This window comes from Clostridium sp. AF37-5 (assembly GCF_003477605.1).
Taxonomy (GTDB): domain Bacteria; phylum Bacillota; class Clostridia; order Lachnospirales; family Lachnospiraceae; genus Eubacterium_F.
In genome coordinates, this window is sequence record NZ_QUDR01000003.1 from 142,957 (window position 1) to 160,855 (window position 17,899).

General features: G+C 37.5%; 21 protein-coding genes. 9 read left to right on the forward strand and 12 right to left on the reverse strand.

The annotated features are described in order from the left end of the window. The first annotated feature begins 42 nt into the window (after positions 1–42). Positions 43–1,233: a cysteine desulfurase family protein gene (locus tag DW019_RS03160; protein ID WP_117478588.1), complete on the forward strand. Its 1,191-nt coding sequence runs from the start codon at positions 43–45 to the stop codon at positions 1,231–1,233. On the opposite strand, the gene DW019_RS03165 is transcribed toward DW019_RS03160, so the two are convergent. Both DW019_RS03165 and DW019_RS03170 read right to left on the reverse strand, forming a co-directional pair. After that, the gene (locus DW019_RS03165; RefSeq protein ID WP_117478587.1) at positions 1,230–2,054 is read right to left on the reverse strand and encodes a histidinol-phosphatase HisJ family protein; all 825 of its coding nucleotides are present in this window, start codon (positions 2,052–2,054) and stop codon (positions 1,230–1,232) included. The genes DW019_RS03160 and DW019_RS03165 overlap by 4 nt on opposite strands. Then, on the reverse strand, positions 2,054–3,832 hold the full coding sequence (locus tag DW019_RS03170) for an NFACT RNA binding domain-containing protein (protein ID WP_118442501.1): 1,779 nt from the start codon (positions 3,830–3,832) through the stop codon (positions 2,054–2,056). Before DW019_RS03170 ends, DW019_RS03165 begins: the two co-directional genes overlap by 1 nt. A gap of 125 nt (positions 3,833–3,957) precedes the next feature. On the opposite strand from DW019_RS03170, the gene DW019_RS03175 reads away from it, so the two are divergent. From DW019_RS03175 to DW019_RS03205, 7 genes are all read left to right on the forward strand, one after another. Next, a complete protein-coding gene (locus tag DW019_RS03175) occupies positions 3,958–4,836 on the forward strand; it encodes a YicC/YloC family endoribonuclease (protein WP_118442502.1) in 879 nt (292 codons plus the stop codon). Positions 4,837–4,849: 13 nt separating this feature from the next. Beyond that, positions 4,850–5,083, forward strand: coding sequence for a DUF370 domain-containing protein (locus DW019_RS03180; RefSeq protein WP_022376827.1), 234 nt, complete (start codon positions 4,850–4,852; stop codon positions 5,081–5,083). A gap of 18 nt (positions 5,084–5,101) precedes the next feature. Then, complete coding sequence (gene gmk / locus DW019_RS03185; RefSeq protein WP_022376826.1) at positions 5,102–5,731, forward strand: guanylate kinase; 630 nt, start codon at positions 5,102–5,104, stop codon at positions 5,729–5,731. 7 nt (positions 5,732–5,738) lie between these two features. Next, the gene (gene lepB / locus DW019_RS03190) at positions 5,739–6,386 is read left to right on the forward strand and encodes a signal peptidase I (protein ID WP_118442503.1); all 648 of its coding nucleotides are present in this window, start codon (positions 5,739–5,741) and stop codon (positions 6,384–6,386) included. A gap of 37 nt (positions 6,387–6,423) precedes the next feature. Continuing rightward, positions 6,424–6,672, forward strand: a complete 249-nt coding sequence (gene rpoZ / locus DW019_RS03195) for a DNA-directed RNA polymerase subunit omega (RefSeq protein ID WP_022376824.1) — start codon at positions 6,424–6,426, stop codon at positions 6,670–6,672. A 156-nt stretch (positions 6,673–6,828) separates the two neighbouring features. Continuing rightward, positions 6,829–7,137, forward strand: coding sequence for a LysM peptidoglycan-binding domain-containing protein (locus DW019_RS03200; protein WP_118442504.1), 309 nt, complete (start codon positions 6,829–6,831; stop codon positions 7,135–7,137). Between the two features lie 110 nt (positions 7,138–7,247). After that, complete coding sequence (locus tag DW019_RS03205) at positions 7,248–9,470, forward strand: N-acetylmuramoyl-L-alanine amidase (protein WP_118442505.1); 2,223 nt, start codon at positions 7,248–7,250, stop codon at positions 9,468–9,470. 9 nt (positions 9,471–9,479) lie between these two features. Here DW019_RS03205 and DW019_RS03210 read toward each other — a convergent pair whose 3' ends face one another. The 9 genes from DW019_RS03210 to DW019_RS03250 all read right to left on the reverse strand — a co-directional run bounded on the left by DW019_RS03210 (position 9,480) and on the right by DW019_RS03250 (position 17,143). Continuing rightward, positions 9,480–10,541, reverse strand: a complete 1,062-nt coding sequence (locus DW019_RS03210) for a tyrosine-type recombinase/integrase (protein WP_117478580.1) — start codon at positions 10,539–10,541, stop codon at positions 9,480–9,482. Positions 10,542–10,711: 170 nt separating this feature from the next. Then, a complete protein-coding gene (locus tag DW019_RS03215) occupies positions 10,712–11,089 on the reverse strand; it encodes a BlaI/MecI/CopY family transcriptional regulator (RefSeq protein ID WP_242989376.1) in 378 nt (125 codons plus the stop codon). Between the two features lie 186 nt (positions 11,090–11,275). Continuing rightward, positions 11,276–12,208, reverse strand: coding sequence for an RluA family pseudouridine synthase (locus DW019_RS03220; RefSeq protein ID WP_022376819.1), 933 nt, complete (start codon positions 12,206–12,208; stop codon positions 11,276–11,278). Continuing rightward, on the reverse strand, positions 12,190–12,696 hold the full coding sequence (lspA, locus tag DW019_RS03225) for a signal peptidase II (protein WP_022376818.1): 507 nt from the start codon (positions 12,694–12,696) through the stop codon (positions 12,190–12,192). The genes DW019_RS03220 and lspA overlap by 19 nt, the downstream gene beginning before the upstream one ends. Then, positions 12,696–13,724 carry a DivIVA domain-containing protein gene (locus tag DW019_RS03230; protein WP_118442506.1) on the reverse strand — a complete coding sequence of 343 codons (1,029 nt, stop codon included), beginning with the start codon at positions 13,722–13,724 and terminating at the stop codon, positions 12,696–12,698. Before DW019_RS03230 ends, lspA begins: the two co-directional genes overlap by 1 nt. A gap of 14 nt (positions 13,725–13,738) precedes the next feature. After that, entirely contained in the window at positions 13,739–14,506 is a 768-nt protein-coding gene (locus DW019_RS03235; protein ID WP_022376816.1) for a YlmH/Sll1252 family protein, read from the reverse strand. A 2-nt stretch (positions 14,507–14,508) separates the two neighbouring features. Then, positions 14,509–15,012 carry a cell division protein SepF gene (locus tag DW019_RS03240; protein ID WP_022376815.1) on the reverse strand — a complete coding sequence of 168 codons (504 nt, stop codon included), beginning with the start codon at positions 15,010–15,012 and terminating at the stop codon, positions 14,509–14,511. A gap of 16 nt (positions 15,013–15,028) precedes the next feature. Further along, positions 15,029–15,718, reverse strand: a complete 690-nt coding sequence (locus tag DW019_RS03245; RefSeq protein WP_022376814.1) for a YggS family pyridoxal phosphate-dependent enzyme — start codon at positions 15,716–15,718, stop codon at positions 15,029–15,031. A 39-nt stretch (positions 15,719–15,757) separates the two neighbouring features. Beyond that, entirely contained in the window at positions 15,758–17,143 is a 1,386-nt protein-coding gene (locus DW019_RS03250) for an HlyD family efflux transporter periplasmic adaptor subunit (protein WP_117478577.1), read from the reverse strand. Positions 17,144–17,242: 99 nt separating this feature from the next. On the opposite strand from DW019_RS03250, the gene DW019_RS03255 reads away from it, so the two are divergent. Beyond that, positions 17,243–17,437: a DUF378 domain-containing protein gene (locus DW019_RS03255; protein WP_022376812.1), complete on the forward strand. Its 195-nt coding sequence runs from the start codon at positions 17,243–17,245 to the stop codon at positions 17,435–17,437. Positions 17,438–17,476: 39 nt separating this feature from the next. Here the strand turns inward: DW019_RS03255 and mgsA are convergent, their stop codons facing one another. Next, complete coding sequence (gene mgsA / locus DW019_RS03260; RefSeq protein WP_022376811.1) at positions 17,477–17,875, reverse strand: methylglyoxal synthase; 399 nt, start codon at positions 17,873–17,875, stop codon at positions 17,477–17,479. Positions 17,876–17,899: the final 24 nt, after the last annotated feature.

Below are 17,899 nucleotides of genomic sequence, written 5' to 3' on the forward strand. Positions count from 1 at the left end.
GCATAAGATATAGTGATAGATACAAGAGAGAGGGTATGAGGTATGAGTCAGACGATTTACTTGGATAACGCCGCCACCACGCCTCTTTCAGAACAAGTGTTAGAAGAAATGATGCCTTATTTAAAGGATTCCTACGGAAATCCATCCAGTGTATATGACTTAGGTGTCGCCAATAAGTCTGCATTATTAACGGCACGAAAGCGAATTGCCAAAACGCTTAATTGTGCCAACCCGCAAAACATCTATTTTACCTCGGGTGGAACGGAATCAGATAACTGGGCAATCATCGGCACTGCCGAGCAGTGCAAAAAGAACGGAAATCATATTATTACTTCAAAAATAGAACATCATGCCGTATTAAATACATGTGCCTATTTGGAAGAAAAAGGTTTTGAAATTACCTATTTAGATGTGGATGAACAGGGGTTTATAAAACCGGAGAAATTGCTGCAGGCATTGCGTAAAGATACCATTTTGGTATCCATTATGACTGCAAATAATGAGATTGGCACAATTCAGGCAATTCCTGAGCTTGCATCACTTGTAAAAGCAAACAGCAGGGCTGTTTTTCATACTGACGCCGTTCAGGCATATGGACAGATTCCGATTGACATCACAAAAATGAATGTAGATTTATTAAGTGCCAGTGCACACAAATTTTATGGCCCAAAAGGTGTCGGATTTTTGTATATACGGGAAGGAGTGAATTTGCCTTCCTTCCATCACGGTGGAAAACAAGAGAGCGGACTCCGCGCCGGTACAGAAAATGTTCCTGCTCTTGTTGGTATGGGAAAAGCGGCTCAATTAGTAAACGAAATCTTAATGGAAAAATCAAATATGATGTCGCAATTACGTGATTACATGATTCACCGAATAGAGCAGGAAATTCCTTATTGTCATTTGAATGGTTCAAGAAGAAAACGCCTTCCTAATAACATCAATATAAGTTTTTCTTTTGTCGATGGAGAAACGATTGTTATTTTGTTAGATATGGAAGGAATTTGCGTCTCTGCCGGCTCCGCCTGCAATGCTGGTCAATCCATCACCTCTCATGTAATTGAAGCAATTGGATTAACCGGCAGTTTGGCAAGAGGAACTGTCCGTTTTACCCTTTCTTCCCATACAACGAAGGAAGAAATTGATAGAACAGTAGATGCATTAAAAGAAATAATTGAAAAAAACAGAAATTTAAACGCCAAATATCATATTTTTCTCGAAAATAACAGGCATTAAATATCATAAAATACCGGAGTCCGTTTTTCAAACACTGTATATTGACGGATTCCGTATTTTTTTAATAGGACTGCCACTTCATCAAAATGAAACGCCAAAAATTCAGGAGAATGAGCATCTGAACCAATCGTTACCATTTCGCCGCCAAGTGCTAAGTACCATTCAATAATTTTCTCATGTGGATTTTGACGTGAAAGAGGTGTCTTAAATCCGGAAGTATTAATTTCAAGCGCAAGGTCTTTTTGAATCAGCGTTTGCAAAATAGCTTCTAAAATTTCTCTAAATTGCTCCGGCTGGTATTTGTAATCTGTCGGTGCATACCGGACGATATAATCCAGATGTCCCAAAGAATCCATTTCATGAAATGTTGTTATATTATCATAAATCTTTTCAAAATACGTTTGAATGCACTCGGCTGGTTCTTGATTTTCCCAAAATGAGGGATAGTATGGATCTTTTCCGTCAACCAAATGAAGTGAGCCAATAATATAATCAAACTCTTTATCTCGGCATAACGCTTTATTTTTATCCACTACATCAGTAATAAGCTGCATACCACACTCCACACCGGTATAGACAGAGAGTGGTGCAGTCTTTTGCAGTGTATGAATACGCTTAAAATAATCATTCAAATCAAAACAGAACGGAATCCCGTCAACCGGATGTTCCAGCGCAGATTCTGGGAAATTGTAATCCATATGGTCAGTAATGCAGATTCCCTCTAAGCCTTTTTTGTAAGAAGTTAAAATCTGTTCCTGCATATCAGTTTCGCTATCTGTTGAAAATGACGTGTGAATGTGTGTGTCCATTTTGACTGCCATTACACATAACTCCTTTCAAGAAATACGGAATCTTCGGCATTTACGCACCGGATTCCCTCAATATGGGAGGATGCCATTAAGGAATAATTGGTATAATATACAACAAATCCCGGTTTTCCTCCGTTTGGTTTTTTTACATTTTTCTTCTGTGTGTAGTCAATTTCCACCTTGTCTGCCCCTTTTCCTTTAGAGAAATAGGCAGCTAAACTTCCCGCTTCTTCAAACGTTTTAATCGGCGGTTCTTCGCCATTTGTTTTCACAATCACATGAGAACCGGGCATGTTTTTAGCATGAAACCACCAATCATTTCCGGTTGCTGTCTTAAAGGTCAGTTCGTCATTCTGGTAATTATTTTTTCCAACAAAAATATCATACCCGTCACTGGAAATAAAGTGGAGTGGTTTACTTTTTTTTATCGGTTTCCTTTTTTTCCCTAATCGCTTTTCCTTCATATATCCAAAATCACTTAATTCCTGCCTTATGACTAGTAAATCTTCTTCTTTTCGTGCAATATCAAGTTCTGTCATAATGGATTCCAGATGTGTAATAGTTTCTTCGGTTTCTTCCTGCTGCTCTTTGACGGCCTCCTCGGTACGTTTTAGTTTGTTGTAACGGGCAAAATACTTATTTGCATTTTCAATTGCCGTCATCGTTTCATCAACCGGAATTGTTATTTCTTCGTTATTATAATAATTCACACAAGTTAGCGAAGTATCTGTCTCGGAGAGCTGATAACCATATGTTGTCAGTAATTCACCGTACACTTTATATTTCTCTTTTCCATCTGTTTTTTTCAATTGCTTATACTGCATATCACGTTTTTTATAGTTCCGCTCCAAAATATTAGTCACGGATTTACGCAAATCAATTGATTTTTGTCTGATGCGCTCAAGCGTATCCTTTTCCCCGTAAAAGGTTTCTACCACTTCGGACATCGATTCATATGTTTTACAGGTGCAGTCTGTGTACATCGCAAATGAAAAAGCACCAAAATCAATCGGTTTTGCCCCTCGAAAAACAATACAAGGAGAAAAATCCCTTCCTTTTGTTTGCTGCATTATGCTGCGAAACTGTTCCATCAACGCCGATTTATCATTCCCGTTTAAGGAAGCCGTTGGTGCATCTCCGTCGAGGTGACTTCTATAAGCGAGTTCGTGAGAGAGCGAAGAGCTAAATCCGGATAAGGAGCCGTATAACATTTTTGCAATCGAAACCGGTTTTATAAAAAGAGTTTCATTCCAGTCATTTGTAGTAACCTCATATGGATTTATTTTATGTTGTGTATTTGGTATAAAATAATCAAGCCCGGGTAGTACCTGTCTGACAGAACTGGTTAATCCATTAATATGTTTAATACTGTCAACAATCGTATTTTTTTCGTCGACTAAAATAATATTACTGTGTTTTCCCATAATCTCGACCATCAGTGATTTTTGAACAACATCCCCTAATTCATTCAGGTTTTCTAACTGAATTCTAATAACGCGTTCCAATCCGACCTGCTCAAATGACAGAATTTTTGCTCCACCTAAATGTTTTCTTAACAGCATACAAAATCCCGGCGCTGTAAATGGCGAAGGTTTTGGTGAATTTGTCAAATGAATCAGCGGGAGAGAAGGACTCGCTGAAATCTGCAATTTATACTGTGTTTTATTATTTTTTATGGAAAGCAGAAGTTCGTCTGCCTCCGGCTGTGCAATTTTTTGTATGTGACCACCGGTTAATTTGGCGTCCATTTCGCTGACTAAGGCAGCAATTGTAAAACCATCAAATGCCATGCGTATTCATCCTTTCTTTTCATCTTTTCCTATTATACAATATTTCCGGAAAGAGGGCAACAAACTTGACTTATCGACTGCGATGCTCTATAATAATACAGATTGGATAAAAAAGGAGGCTTATCATGATTCAGAGCATGACGGGATTTGGCCGCGGTGAGGCAGCCAATGAAAAATATAAGGTTACCATCGAAATGAAGTCGGTGAATCACCGCTATCTGGATTTGTCGGTTCGTCTCCCAAGAAAATTAAATTTTTATGAGCCTGCCATTCGAAATCAGGTGAAAGAGTTTGCAAAAAGAGGAAAAATCGATATTTTCGTTTCCATGGAACAATTGCAGGAAAACGCTGAATCGATTCAGTATAATCCTCAAATTGCAGCTGCTTATTTAAGCGGCATTTCCCAAATGGCAGATGAATTTTCGATTGACGGAACGATTCAGGCCTATCAATTGGCACGATTTCCGGATGTTTTTACAAAAGCAGAAGAGGATGACAACGAAGAAGAATGGATTCCGATTGTGACACAGGCATTACGTGATGCTTGTGAAAAATTTGCGGAAAGCCGACGCATCGAGGGAGAAAAATTAGCAAAAGATTTATCAGAAAAACTGGATCATATTTCTGATTTAGTAGATAAAATAGAAACGCGTTCTCCTCAGATTGTAGAAGAATACCGAAAGAAAATTACCGAGAAAGTCGAACAGCTTCTTGGTGATACACAAATCGATGAAAATCTTTTGGCAACAGAAATTGTTATGTTTAGCGATAAAATTTGTGTCGATGAGGAAATGGTTCGTTTGCGTACTCATGTTGAGCATGTCAAAGAAACCTTAGCGGCCGGAGAAAACATCGGGCGTAAACTGGATTTCTTAATTCAGGAAATGAATCGTGAGGCAAACACGACATTATCCAAAGCAAATGATTCCGAAGTTTCCGAGTATGGAATTGATTTAAAAACCGAAATCGAGAAAATTCGTGAACAGATTCAGAATATCGAATAGAAAGGCGCATACGATGCAATTTATTAATATTGGTTTTGGCAATGTAGTAAACAGTGATAAGGTTTACAGTATCGTAAGTCCGGATGCTGCTCCGGTTAAGCGGTTAATCCAGCAGGCAAAAGACCAGGGGGCTGCGATTGATGCCACTTGCGGCCGCAAAACAAAAGCAGTTTTAGTATTGGATAATCAGACCATTGTATTATCCTCATTACTGCCGGAAACCATTGCTGCAAGAATGAATCAATAAACGAAAGGAGCTTTCTCTATGTCAAAGAAAGGCGTTTTAACCGTTATTTCAGGCTTTTCCGGTGCCGGAAAAGGGACCATTATGAAACAATTGATTGAAAAATATCCATACTTTCTCTCTATATCGGCTACGACACGTAAGCCAAGAGAGGGAGAAGTAAATGGGCGTGAATACTATTTTCATACCCGTGAGGAATTTGAACATATGATAGAACAGTGTGAGTTAATCGAGTGGGCAGAATATGTCGGTAACTATTATGGCACACCGAAACAGGCTGTAAAAGATCAGCTTGCAGAAGGAAAAGATGTTCTTTTGGAGATTGAAATGCAGGGCGGTATGCTTGTAAAAGAGCAGTTTCCGGAAGCGGTATTGATTTTTATCACGCCACCATCTTATGAAGAACTTGCTTCCCGCTTAAAAGGAAGAGGAACTGAGACCGAGGAACAGATTAGCAAACGACTTAAGCGTGCCGGCGAAGAAGTGGCATATATGAAGTCCTATGACTATCTTGTTGTTAATGACAAGTTAGAAGATGCCGTAGAATGTGTGAATCAGATTATTCAGAACGAACACTGCCGTGTCTGTAACTGCGAAAACCTGATTGAACATATGGAATCAGAATTAAAAAATCATTCGGAGGGAGAGTAATTAAACTATGGATATGAAGGAAACACAAACCTCACAGGCAAACACAAGGGTTGTTGATGATTTACAGGAAAATCGTAAGGCAGCCAGAAAAAAAAGAAGTCCGTTTAGCATTATTTTTGAGGTGCTGTTATATGTTGCCATTATTGTATTTTGTATTTTCGTCGTACCAACCTATATCTTGCAACGGACGGTTGTCGATGGCAATTCAATGCAGGATACTTTGCAAAACGGAGATAGTTTATTGGTTAATAAGTTTATTTACCGTATTCATGACCCGGAGCGATACGATATTATTGTATTTTACCCGAAAGGTCATGACGTTGATGAGTACTATGTAAAACGTATTTATGGACTCCCGGGTGAAACGGTCTACATTGATAATAATTCCATTTATATCAATGGCAAAAAGATTGACGACCCATATGCAAAAGATGCCATGGACGATAGTCAGATTGAATTGGGAACAAAAGAGAAACCATACACCTTAAAATCAGATGAATACTATGTTTTAGGAGATCATCGTTCCGTAAGTTTAGACAGCCGAAGTATTCCACAGGGTGAAGATCCGGATGCACCGGGTCCTGTAAAAAGAGAAAACATTGCCGGAAAAGTATTTTTACGTATTTGGCCATTGAATCAGTTTGGAAAACCATGATATAATAACAATTGTTAAATTGAAAGGAGAAATTATTATGTTACATCCATCGTACACAGACCTTATGAATATTGCAAACAGTGAAGTTGAGCAAGGAGAACAGCCTGTTGTAAACAGCCGTTATTCCATTGTATTGGCAACTGCGAAACGCGCCAGACAGATTATTGCCGGCTCTGAGCCTTTAACAGACCATAATGACTGTCCAAAAGCGCTTTCCATTGCTATCGATGAATTATCTTCCGGTGCCATTAAAATTGACGCAGAAGATGACGATGCAGAAGAGTAGATAGAAATATTGTATAAGCCGAAACGATTTGTTATATAAAATACAAATCGTTTCTTTTTTTGAAAATAGTCATTGACAAACATCTGTTCGGATGATATATTATATACAACAAACAGATGTTCGGACTGTACGTTCGATTAATAAGGAGTGACTATTATGAGAAAATTATTACAATTACGTTTTACATTTATTCTTGTACCGGCGATTATTTTATTGCTTGTTTTTTTGAGCGGCTTTACCGGAAAGACTGCTTCTGCAGATATGAGTGGTCAGCACACAATGGAAAGCTATGAAAATGTATTAATTAAATCTGGTGATACGCTTTCTTCCCTTGCTGATACCTATGCAGAGAAGTATTCCAACTTATCAAAGGCAGAATATGAGGAAGCTATTATTTCATTAAACAGCCTTCCTTCAGAAAATATTCATGCCGGTGGATATTTGTTACTGCCTAATTTCAAATAGACAAGAAATAGAAGCATTCGCACCTTTTTGAGTAAATCTATGCGTAACTGACAATATTCTGTCAATTCATATTGATAAACTGTAGAAAAACCAAGTAAAGAGGTGCCATTATGAAAAAATACAACAAAATTTATTATAGAATTATTTTTGTTACTATGTGCTTTGTGCTCAGCAGTGTATTTATGCTTATTTCCGGAGCAGAGAGTTTAGCAAAATCAAAGGGAATTAAACTTCGCTACAATGGAAAAACTTCCGTTAATCGTTCGAAACAAATGTCAGTAACTTACCAGAACAAGAAAGTTTCAAAAAAATCCTACCCGGCAGTTGTCATCAAGAAAAACTATATGGTTTCCTATGCTGACGTATTTAAGAAGGGGATGAAGGTTTCCTGTAAATACAAAAAGAAAGGAAAGGTTCTTACCTTATCGGCAAATGGCATTTCTTTAAAAATGCAGGTTGGAAAAAAGACAGCTTACAAAAATGGGAAAAAAGTGAAATTAAAAGCAGCTCCTGTTTCTGTTCGTTTTGTATCCAAGAAAAAGACTAAAATACTGATTCCTATAAATTATGTTGCTAAAGCACTTCGGTTTTCTTATAAAAAAACCGGAAAAACCATTCGTTTAGGTGCTCCGTTAAAGCTTACATATAACGGGAAATTAACCTATTACACGGGTACACAGGGAAATATTTATTACAATCATAACAAATATACACTTCGTTCATTGCCGGTAATTAAATTATCCGGAAAGATGTACCTGCCTGCAGAAGAAACTCTTTCTTCTATTATGGGACTTACTTACTCCTATAATCAGCAGACAAAAGAACTACAGGTATCGGATTCCGATGTAGATATGTCATTTCGTGCCGTGCTTGACAGCCGTCAAGCTATATTAAATGGGAAAAATGTGACATTGACAGCACCTCCTAAAATGATTTATTCGCACAAAACAAAGAAAAATGTTTTATGTATACCGGCATCCTCCGTTTTAGGACAATTAAATTATACCAAAAGCTGGGATAAGAGCCTGTTATGCTACCGTATTCAGAGTAAACAATTTTTTAATTGGAGTACGAAACAGGCATCAAAACAGTCAACGGTACAACAAGCAAACACAACAACCAACTCTTTATATACGTTTCAGTCCTTTTATCAGGAGCAAAATGGAACCGGCTCGATTTCGTTCCAGTTATCGGGTACAAGTGAAGAGATTATGAAAACGGCAACGGTAAATCGAACCGGAAACACGGTTTCGATTTCACTGCCTAAATCCTCATACTTGTTAGCAAACAAAAGTTTTGAGCGCTTTGGTGAGATTATTCAGAAAATGGATGTAACCAACAGTGAAACAACGGTAACGATTACCTTTACTTGTTACAACACAGCGGATTATTCCTATATCATTCATAATAAGACATTGGAAATTAATATACTGCGTGCCTATCAGGCAGGAGATGGAAGTGTAACAAATTACTCCCTATCGATACCACGTCCTGCAAATGTACACATTAATCAAGTAAAAAATCAGGATTTATATCTGAACAAAAAGTTTCAGATTATTATTCCCGGTGATTATGTGTCCTATTATCAAACAAATCCAATTGTGATAAATCACAGTTCGATAAAAAATATTATGACTGCAAAAAGTGGAAATAATACAGTAATTACGATTACAACAACATCTTTAGTTGGATATAAAATTTATGAAAAGGGAAATACACTCAGTGTATTAATGGGACAGCCAAATAAAATATTTAAGAATGTTTTGGTTTTGGATGCAGGTCATGGTGGTCATGATCCTGGCGCACAAAATAATGGAACAAATGAAAAAGATTTAACTCACAAGATTATTTACACATTGATGAAGGATAAGTTTGCAGGAAATGCACCGGACACAAAAGTGTACTGGACCAGAACAAATGACAGTTATGTTACCCTTGCCAATCGGGCAGCTTTTGCAAAATCTGTTCGTGCGGATGCGTTTATCAGTCTGCATATGAATTCTGCTACCAGCAAGTCCGCTAATGGAACGGAAGTATATTATTCCGTATCCAATAACAAGACAAGTTTTAGTGGTATTACAAGTAAAGCCATGGCAAATTTGTTCCGTACTCAATTATTAGCGGATTTAAAAACAACAAACCGTGGTACAAAAACAGCTGCTTATTATGTATTAAAACACAATACAGTCCCGGCTATTTTAATTGAACTTGGATTTATCTCCGGAAACAGTGATTATTCTAAATTAACAAATGCCACCTTCCAAAAGAATGCGGCAAATTCTATTTATAAGAGTATTCAGACAATGTTCCAAACCTATCCTACCGGTCGGTAGGATAGGGGATTAGGATTCTCGCAAACGAACTGCCGAAGCAGCCTTTCGTTTTCTGTCTTCTTCCAGCGCTGCATAATGTTTCCTGGTTGTATTTACATCATTATGGCCTAATACTTCAGCAACCAGATAAATATCGCCCGTTTCACGGTATAAATTGGTACCATATGTACTTCTAAGCTTATGAGGCGTAATATGCTTTAATGTCGTAACATGTTTCGCACAATCAGAAACTAAATTTTCGATTGACTGTACACAGATACGTCTTTTTTGAATGGATAAAAACAAAGCATGTTCATGACCTTCTTTTGTTGTAATCGTCATTCGTTCTGCATAGTAATCGTATAAAGCTTCGGCAACTTCATCTCCAAAGTACACAAAATCTTCCTTGCCACCTTTACGCACGATTTTAATCCGATTATTGTCAAAATCAACGTCCTCAATGTCCAATCCAACACATTCGGATACACGAATTCCTGTGCCGAGCAGAAGAGTGAACAATGCGAGATTTCTTATTTTATTTCTTTCAAAATAAACTTTTTTCATCCCTGTCATTTCATCACCACCGTGTTCTACATAATCTAGAAGATTGGCAACTTCATCCGGGTCTAAACGAATAATTTCACGTTTATGCAGCTTAGGCATATCAACAATTAATGTGGGATTATTATGAATATACTCGCGTTTATAATAATATGCATAAAAACTTCGTAATGCCGCTAATTTACGATGAATCCCTCGTTCTTTGTTGGTATGAATTACACCATCTGCATCTTTGTAATATTTTAAATATTCTAAATATTCTTCAATGTCAACGGGCTGCAATTGTTCTAAGTCCTCTAAACGAATGTCTTTAATTGAATCTTTTTTAGCAAACACCGGATTGTTTATCTGCAAAAATTGAAAAAACAAACGAATATCATATACATAAGATATTCTGGTTTTAGCAGATGTATTTGGCTCAATGGCACGAAAAAAATCCTTTGTAAAATCCGGCAGTGTCTGTAAGACGCTACGCAGTTTTAATGTATTTTCACGGCTTGTCTGCTCATGATAAGTAATTTTCTTATCCATAGACTTAAACCTCCTAAATCCAATAAGTATATAAGTAATTCCAATAAAATTATAGCAAATAGGTATTTTCCCGTCAAGTCTTTTTGAAAAACTGGAGTTTGTCCAAGAGAGTAAAAGAGGCAAAAATTTAACTCGCACCCTGCTATATTGTTTTCTGGATGCGAGTTATCTTATTCATTAAGATGTAAAATTCGTTTTAACTCCATTGTCTCTTCTAATGAAAGTTTCCGATTTCCCAAATAATCATTAATAAATGTGCTCAGGGAACCATTATACATTTTATTAAGCAATGCTTTTGTCTCAATGTCCTGGATTTCTTTTTTTGTCACCTCAGCACTGCATAAAAATCCCGGATCCTCACGCCGAACGGCTCCTTTATTAATCAAGCGTTTGATTACGGTATATGTCGTATTTTTTTCCCAACCAATATATTCTTTAATGATTTTAGAAATGTCTTTAGCAGCCAAAACTTTATTGGACCACAACAATTCCATGACATTTAATTCCCCTTCATGCAACCGCATTTCCTTATCCGAACTCTTACTCATAAAAACAAATCCTCCTCAATGTCAGCAGCAAAAATCACGTTATCTACATTTGTAGACAAAAGAAACTACAATAATAGAATGTCCCCCCTAAAGATTCTACAAGTTGTTACTTCACGAACATTTGCCAAGTAACTAAATTCTACACCTATAGTAATGTAATTGTCAAGCAATATTTTACCTGAAATATCACGAATTTCCGAGGTTTTTTAGCAATTCTACAAAATATTGTGGGAGTGGCGATTCAACCTCAATATATTGATTGGTAACCGGATGTTGAAATCCTAAAATTTTTGCATGCAGTGTCTGTCCCTGTAGTTTTTCAAACATTTTTTGTGGTTTTGGACCGTATAATTCATCCCCCAGTAACGGATGCATAATGGATGCCATGTGTACACGAATCTGATGTGTGCGTCCTGTTTCAAGCTGACATTCAATATAATTGAATTTGTGATTTAGATGAGAAAGTACACGATAATGTGTAACTGCTCTCTTGCCTTTCTCTGGCTGAACTACCGCCATCTTTTTTCGATGAACAGGATGTCTGCCAATTGGCTTATCGATTGTGCCTGTTTCTTCCTGCAAATTATGATATACAATAGCTTCATATTTTCTCGTAATTGAATGAACCTGCAATTGTTTTGCCAGTGACTGGTGGGCAATATCGTTTTTACATGCAATGATTGCGCCTGTTGTGTCCATATCAATTCGATGTACGATTCCGGGCCTCAATACACCGTTTATTCCCGACAAATTTCCTTTACAGTGATACAAAAGACCATTCACCAAAGTATGGCTCATATGTCCCGCAGAAGGATGTACAACCATTCCTTTTGGCTTATCAATAACAATGACATCATTATCTTCATATAATATGTCTAAATCCATTTTCTCCGGCTTAATTTCCAGTTCCGTTGGTGCCGGAATTTCGATTATAATTTTATCACGAAAAGAAACGGGATATTTCACCTTCGTGATGACATTCCCGTTCACTGTAACCTTTTCATTTTTAATTAATTTTTGGATAAAGGAACGCGAATATTCCATCTGATCAGCCAAAAACTGATCAATTCGGCGTTCCTCTTCTGTTTCTACATCAATTATTAATTTTTCTTCTTCCACAAAAAATCTTCTTCCTTATATCGAAATAGTAAGCAATAAATCAGTAAGACAGCCGCAACACAAACATAGCAGTCTGCCACATTAAATACCGGAAAATTAATTGCTTTTATATACAAAAAGTCAACTACATAATGCCACATCATACGGTCAATAAAATTACCTATTGCCCCAGCTGCCAAAAGGATAATGGTAAATCGAAGCAGCAGAAATTTCTTTTGTACCGGTATTCTGCTGTAAAAATATATCATTGCACCAAGGACAACAATCGTAATTATGGCAAAAAACCATATAGCATTCGGAAAAATTCCCCATGCTGCACCCGGATTTTCTAAATAATGTAATGTAAATACACCGGGAATTATTGTAATATCATCCTGCCTTAAAGAAGTAATCGCAAAATTTTTCGTTATGCGGTCTCCGAAAATAAGCAAAATAAATACGAGTGCAAATACTGCATGATGTATTATTTGTTTTTTATTCTGAACCATTAAAAATCATCTACCGAACCAAGAAACTCAAAAGGGTCCTCGTCCTTTCCTTTCTTTTTCTTATTCTTCTTACCCAAGTTTATATTCTGCAGCAGAGAATCCAAGGATGGAGTCTCTTTTTCTTTCTTGTCCTCTTCCGGCTCTAAAGAAAGCATTTCCGGATTAGATTCCAAAGTTACCGCAGAATTTGGCACTGCCTCAAAAGGTTCTTTAACAACAGCATCCACCGGATCTAATACAAGGGCATCCGTTACTTCTTTTGTGTCTGCGTCTTTTGGTTTCTGAATCTGATTTAAGGTATCGCTTAAATCAATGGTATCCGCCGTGAGAATATCTTCCTGCAGTTCTTCGTTCTTTTTTTTTGCACGTTTTTCTTTTTTTACATCCGGAAGAACCATTGTTTCCGATAAATCTTCCGGCTCTTTTTCCACTGTCTCTTTCATAACAGGCTGCTCATTTACGAGTGGTTCCGGTATCTCCATTTCTGTCGGTGCCTTTGGCGCTTTCGGTTCTTCCGGTACCTGCTCTGCAATCATATTGTCTTTTTCATTCCGGATTGCTTCAATCTCCGGCGAATATACATCAAAAGAATCACTGGTAATTAACTCCAACTGAGCAGATGCAACCTGTTTTAACTGCATTTTATACTGATTAAACTGCTGAACCAGAGAAAGACATTTTTCCTTTAATTTATCATACTCCTGCTCTGCCTCTGCAACAATTTTATCAGCTTTAGTATTTGCATCCTTTTCAATTGCCTCTGCCTTTAACTGGGCTGCGTCTTTTGTTTCCTTCGCTGTTTTTTCAGCAAGAACCAATGCTTTCTGCATCGTATTTTCAATGGAACGGTAATACTGCACCCCATCATTTAAGGATTTTACATTTTTCTGCAGTTCTAAATTTTCATCGTACAACTGCTTGTACTGCTCCATCACAAGTTCTAAATAATCATCCGTTTCATCTTTATCATAGTACTTGCGTTTTTTTGGCTCCATCATTTTATTTTTCAAATCAAGTGGTGATAACATGAACCTTCATCTCCTTATCGGTATTGATATATAGTAATTTTTTGTTTCCCTTTTTTAGTAATATCTCCTTCATCAAAGGTAAGCCGATATTTACCGTGACCCCGAATTGAAAAAACGGAATCACTTGGACATCGATAACTGTTTGATGTTTTCTCCTCACTGTTAATAAATACTCTGCCCTGTGTAATCAGTTCGTTTGCCTTCGTGCGCGAGGAACCAATCATAGCAGCAACTATATTATCCAAACGAGCCGAGGCAACCGTTTGTCTGTGTATCTCATACTGTCTTTCCGGAATTTCGTCCAATTCGGAAATTTCACGGCATTCCATTATAGTATGCTTTACCTGCCGTAAATTTGAGAGTATAAACTCCTTTAATTCCTCAACACAAAAAAGATACGCAGCCTTTTCACAAATACGGATATCGCCGATCGTGGAACGGGAAATTCCAAGATTCAACACAGCCCCCAAATAATCTCTGTGTATTAAAGTATCCGCATACTTTTCGTGAACCGGGGAAATACGAATACAGCAAATTGGAAATGCTTGATCATACGCATCTACAAAATCAGCCGGAAAAAAACCGGCCATTTTTGAATCACAATCTTTATGACCACCCCACATACGAAGTACAACCGATGGAAACATCTTTTGATTCTGCAGTAAAGCAGACATCTCACCTGTTGTGAGAAACTCCGTAAAAGAAGGATAATCGTTGTAAATGGTTCGATGGTATAAGTCTTGTACATGCTGCAAAAAGAAGTGTTCCTGCTTTGTTCCCATGATTAAAACTCACGATTTATCGTAGGCATCTTTGCCGAACTACCATCAAGCCCTAACGGGTCCCCGCTGATATCTACATTTTCCGGTGTGAAAATGAAAATATATTTTGAAATCTGGTGATACTGTCCCTTGATTGAATAAATACATCCGGATATAAAGTCCATAATTCTCTGTGCATCATCCGGGTCAAAACCCTCCAAATTTACAACAACCGGCCGTCCGGAAAGTAACATATTACATATGTTCTGGGAGTCTTCAAAAGTTGTCGGCTTAATGATGCTGACTTCCATCATCGTGCGGTTCATCGGTACAACTTTTGGCTTAGACCCTAAAAATCCACTGCGCTGCTTTGGTGCCGGCTCCTCATAGTCATTCTCCTGCGAAACAGGCTGTCTTTGTGTTTTTACCGGTTTTGCCTTTACCGGCTCCTCCACATACTCCTCTTCATATTCGTCATCAAAATCATCTGGAATCTTAAAGAAATTTAAAATGGAATCTAAACCCATATCTTCTCGTTCCTTTCTATAAGTATTGTCTATTTCCAAAAATGCCGGTTCCTACACGTACATAAGTAGCGCCCTCTTCTATCGCTACTTCGTAGTCTCCGGTCATTCCCATGGAAAGTTCGTTCATATTAATATTATCAATGTTTTTGCCATTAATGTCAACTAGTAATTTATGCAAATTACGAAAATGAACACGATTTTCTTCCGGATTTGAAACGTTTGGTGCAATTGTCATAAGACCATGAATTTTCACATTTGGATAAGTAGAAATTTCACGTATGGCTTCTTCCACTTCTTCCGGCATAAATCCATACTTTGATTCCTCTTTTGCCATATTAACCTCAATTAAAATATCTGAAGTAATATTCCTTTTTTCGCTTTCTAACTGTATTTGTTTGGCAAGTCTTATTGAGTCGACAGAATGGATTCGTTTCACCCTTCCAACAACCTGCTTTACTTTATTTCGCTGTAAATGACCAATCATATGCCAATCTAACGGTTCTGTCAGTTCTTTTTGTTTTTCCACAATTTCCTGTACCTTGTTTTCACCAAAAGTAACGATGCCACACTGCATGGCCTCTCTCATCATTTCAACCGGTTTTGTCTTGCTGACCGCAATTAACGTAACATCATTTCGGTCTCTGCCTGCACGTGTACATGCCGATTCAATTTTTTTTTCAACTTTTTTCAAATTTTCTGTTACCATATCAATTACCTCTTTTCTCAATCTGTAATCTTTATGAAATTATTCAATAAAGTCATCATCATTTAAATACGTTGGGTCCACAACAATATGGTCATACGCAGACAAACCATTTACTGTATGGTCTGAAACAATGGAGTACTCCTTGTTTTTATATAAAACCTCAATTGGACGGAACTGGCAGTATCCCTGGTTCACATAATACACACCTGATAATTCTCCTGTTTCATGTACCCGGTACTGCTCTGAATCACCAAATTTTGTAATGAGAATATCCCCATCCGATAAAGTGTTTTTTCCTACATAATAGTTATCGCCAACCAACAAAGACGATTTTAATGAGACAAATTCATGGCCTGCTTTATTATTTGGATCGGATGTTTTTCTGGTGACTCCAATCCCATCATCTCCATTTACGGCATATTTTTTCGGAACAAGATAATAATTCTTTTTTAATACGGAACTGTTTGGAATTTTCAGTCCGGACGCCGATTTTAAGTTAAATTCAATCTGCAAAAAGCGGTCGTTAATATAGCGTTCCATATAACGGGACGTACTAAGCGTAGCAAAATGTGTGCCATCTTTATCCCACAATTTTACCTGAGCATTAAAAGAAATATCATCCTTTGTAATGGTTACACGGACACTTGTTTTGTCCTTTAATTCCTGATAGTAACTGTCATCTAATTTTACAACAATTGACCAATCATTACTTGTAACCAGCTTATAAACCGGTGAGCCGGCTGCGACGCTTCCCTCTTTCTGCATCTGTTTTCTTGCTACACTTCCATATTGGTCAAATAATTTCTTTGTAATGTCTTCTTCTTTTGTTGTCTCGTAACCATCCATCGAGTAAGCAATGATTCCACTTTTTTTTGCCATAACTTTAGTAAAACTGTCCGCTTTTCCGGAAGATGCCATCGCTTTTTTTAAATCACTGTATAAATTTCCCTGATTCAAGTCCATCAGTACATTTTCTGCATCGTAGTGGAGTTTTGTCACCTCGCTGTAATTGGCATTGTGGAAAGAACTGTAAAAGCTGGCAATCACTTCCCGCATTTTTGAAATATTTTCCGAGTTGTCTTTTTTGCTTCGGATTTGTTCGAGCATTTTACTCACTTCTCCACTGGTATCTTCGGTGTATGCCACATCTCCCTTTCCAATCCGGCTTCCTTCCGAAAGATAATAATTAATATATGCCGATTCTTCCGAATTCACAATTTCTTCCGCACGCATTACAAAACCATACAATGGCGCATCATCTGAAATATCCGTTGTGTTCACTTCATAAATTGAAATATGTTCTTTTGCAAAATATCCCCATGCCAGCACAACAATATAAACAACAATCAAAAGCAGAAGGAAAAAGGCCAGACTGGATTGTGGCCGAAATCTTTTTTTTATTGAAACTACCTTTCTTTTTCCCATGATTGTCTTCCTTCCCTGACATTGTTCTTATTTTTCACTCAAATGAATAGTGTTTCTCAATTTCGGTATACTATCTAACAAAGGAGGTAGTATACAAAAATGAAAGCAATAGACTATATTGTCCTGGTACTTGTTATTATCGGTGCCATCAACTGGGGCTTAGTCGGTTTTTTCGGACTGGACTTAGTTGCCTTTTTATTTGGTTCAATGTCCGTATTGTCACGCATTATTTATGCCGTAATTGGTATCTGCGGACTTTATGCCATCAGTTTCTGTGGGCGAATTAACAATTAAGTAAACGAGTAGGGGATCTCCTACTCGATACATATAAAATCACATACGAACCAGATTACGCCAGTCTAAGTCGCCACGCTCTAATGCTTTTACTAACAATTCCGCTGTAGCAACATTGGTAGCCAGAGGAATGTTGTGAATATCACACAGACGAAACACATTATTTACATCCGGTTCATGGACTTTCTGTGTCAATGGGTCACGCAGAAAAATAACTAAATCCAGTTCATTATTTTCAATCTGCACCCCAAGCTGTTTTTCTCCACCTAAATGTCCGGCAAGATACTTGTGAATGGAAAGGTTTGTTACCTCTTCAACAAGTCGTCCTGTCGTACCGGTGGCATAAATTTCATGTTTGCTCAAAATCCCACGATAAGCAATACAAAAATTCTGCATCAGAATTTTTTTTGCATCGTGCGCAATTAGGGCAATATTCATAACTACATCCCTTCTTTCTCTGAA

Bases quoted from the DNA above. Each gene is read 5' to 3' on its own strand.
- DW019_RS03160 (WP_117478588.1), top strand. From the start codon at position 43: ATGAGTCAGACGATTTACTTGGATAACGCCGCCACCACGCCTCTTTCA.
- DW019_RS03165 (WP_117478587.1), bottom strand. From the start codon at position 2,054: ATGGCAGTCAAAATGGACACACACATTCACACGTCATTTTCAACAGAT.
- DW019_RS03170 (WP_118442501.1), bottom strand. From the start codon at position 3,832: ATGGCATTTGATGGTTTTACAATTGCTGCCTTAGTCAGCGAAATGGAC.
- DW019_RS03175 (WP_118442502.1), top strand. From the start codon at position 3,958: ATGATTCAGAGCATGACGGGATTTGGCCGCGGTGAGGCAGCCAATGAA.
- DW019_RS03180 (WP_022376827.1), top strand. From the start codon at position 4,850: ATGCAATTTATTAATATTGGTTTTGGCAATGTAGTAAACAGTGATAAG.
- gmk (WP_022376826.1), top strand. From the start codon at position 5,102: ATGTCAAAGAAAGGCGTTTTAACCGTTATTTCAGGCTTTTCCGGTGCC.
- lepB (WP_118442503.1), top strand. From the start codon at position 5,739: ATGGATATGAAGGAAACACAAACCTCACAGGCAAACACAAGGGTTGTT.
- rpoZ (WP_022376824.1), top strand. From the start codon at position 6,424: ATGTTACATCCATCGTACACAGACCTTATGAATATTGCAAACAGTGAA.
- DW019_RS03200 (WP_118442504.1), top strand. From the start codon at position 6,829: ATGAGAAAATTATTACAATTACGTTTTACATTTATTCTTGTACCGGCG.
- DW019_RS03205 (WP_118442505.1), top strand. From the start codon at position 7,248: ATGAAAAAATACAACAAAATTTATTATAGAATTATTTTTGTTACTATG.
- DW019_RS03210 (WP_117478580.1), bottom strand. From the start codon at position 10,541: ATGGATAAGAAAATTACTTATCATGAGCAGACAAGCCGTGAAAATACA.
- DW019_RS03215 (WP_242989376.1), bottom strand. From the start codon at position 11,089: ATGAGTAAGAGTTCGGATAAGGAAATGCGGTTGCATGAAGGGGAATTA.
- lspA (WP_022376818.1), bottom strand. From the start codon at position 12,696: ATGGTTCAGAATAAAAAACAAATAATACATCATGCAGTATTTGCACTC.
- DW019_RS03230 (WP_118442506.1), bottom strand. From the start codon at position 13,724: ATGTTATCACCACTTGATTTGAAAAATAAAATGATGGAGCCAAAAAAA.
- DW019_RS03235 (WP_022376816.1), bottom strand. From the start codon at position 14,506: ATGGGAACAAAGCAGGAACACTTCTTTTTGCAGCATGTACAAGACTTA.
- DW019_RS03240 (WP_022376815.1), bottom strand. From the start codon at position 15,012: ATGGGTTTAGATTCCATTTTAAATTTCTTTAAGATTCCAGATGATTTT.
- DW019_RS03245 (WP_022376814.1), bottom strand. From the start codon at position 15,718: ATGGTAACAGAAAATTTGAAAAAAGTTGAAAAAAAAATTGAATCGGCA.
- DW019_RS03250 (WP_117478577.1), bottom strand. From the start codon at position 17,143: ATGGGAAAAAGAAAGGTAGTTTCAATAAAAAAAAGATTTCGGCCACAA.
- DW019_RS03255 (WP_022376812.1), top strand. From the start codon at position 17,243: ATGAAAGCAATAGACTATATTGTCCTGGTACTTGTTATTATCGGTGCC.
- mgsA (WP_022376811.1), bottom strand. From the start codon at position 17,875: ATGAATATTGCCCTAATTGCGCACGATGCAAAAAAAATTCTGATGCAG.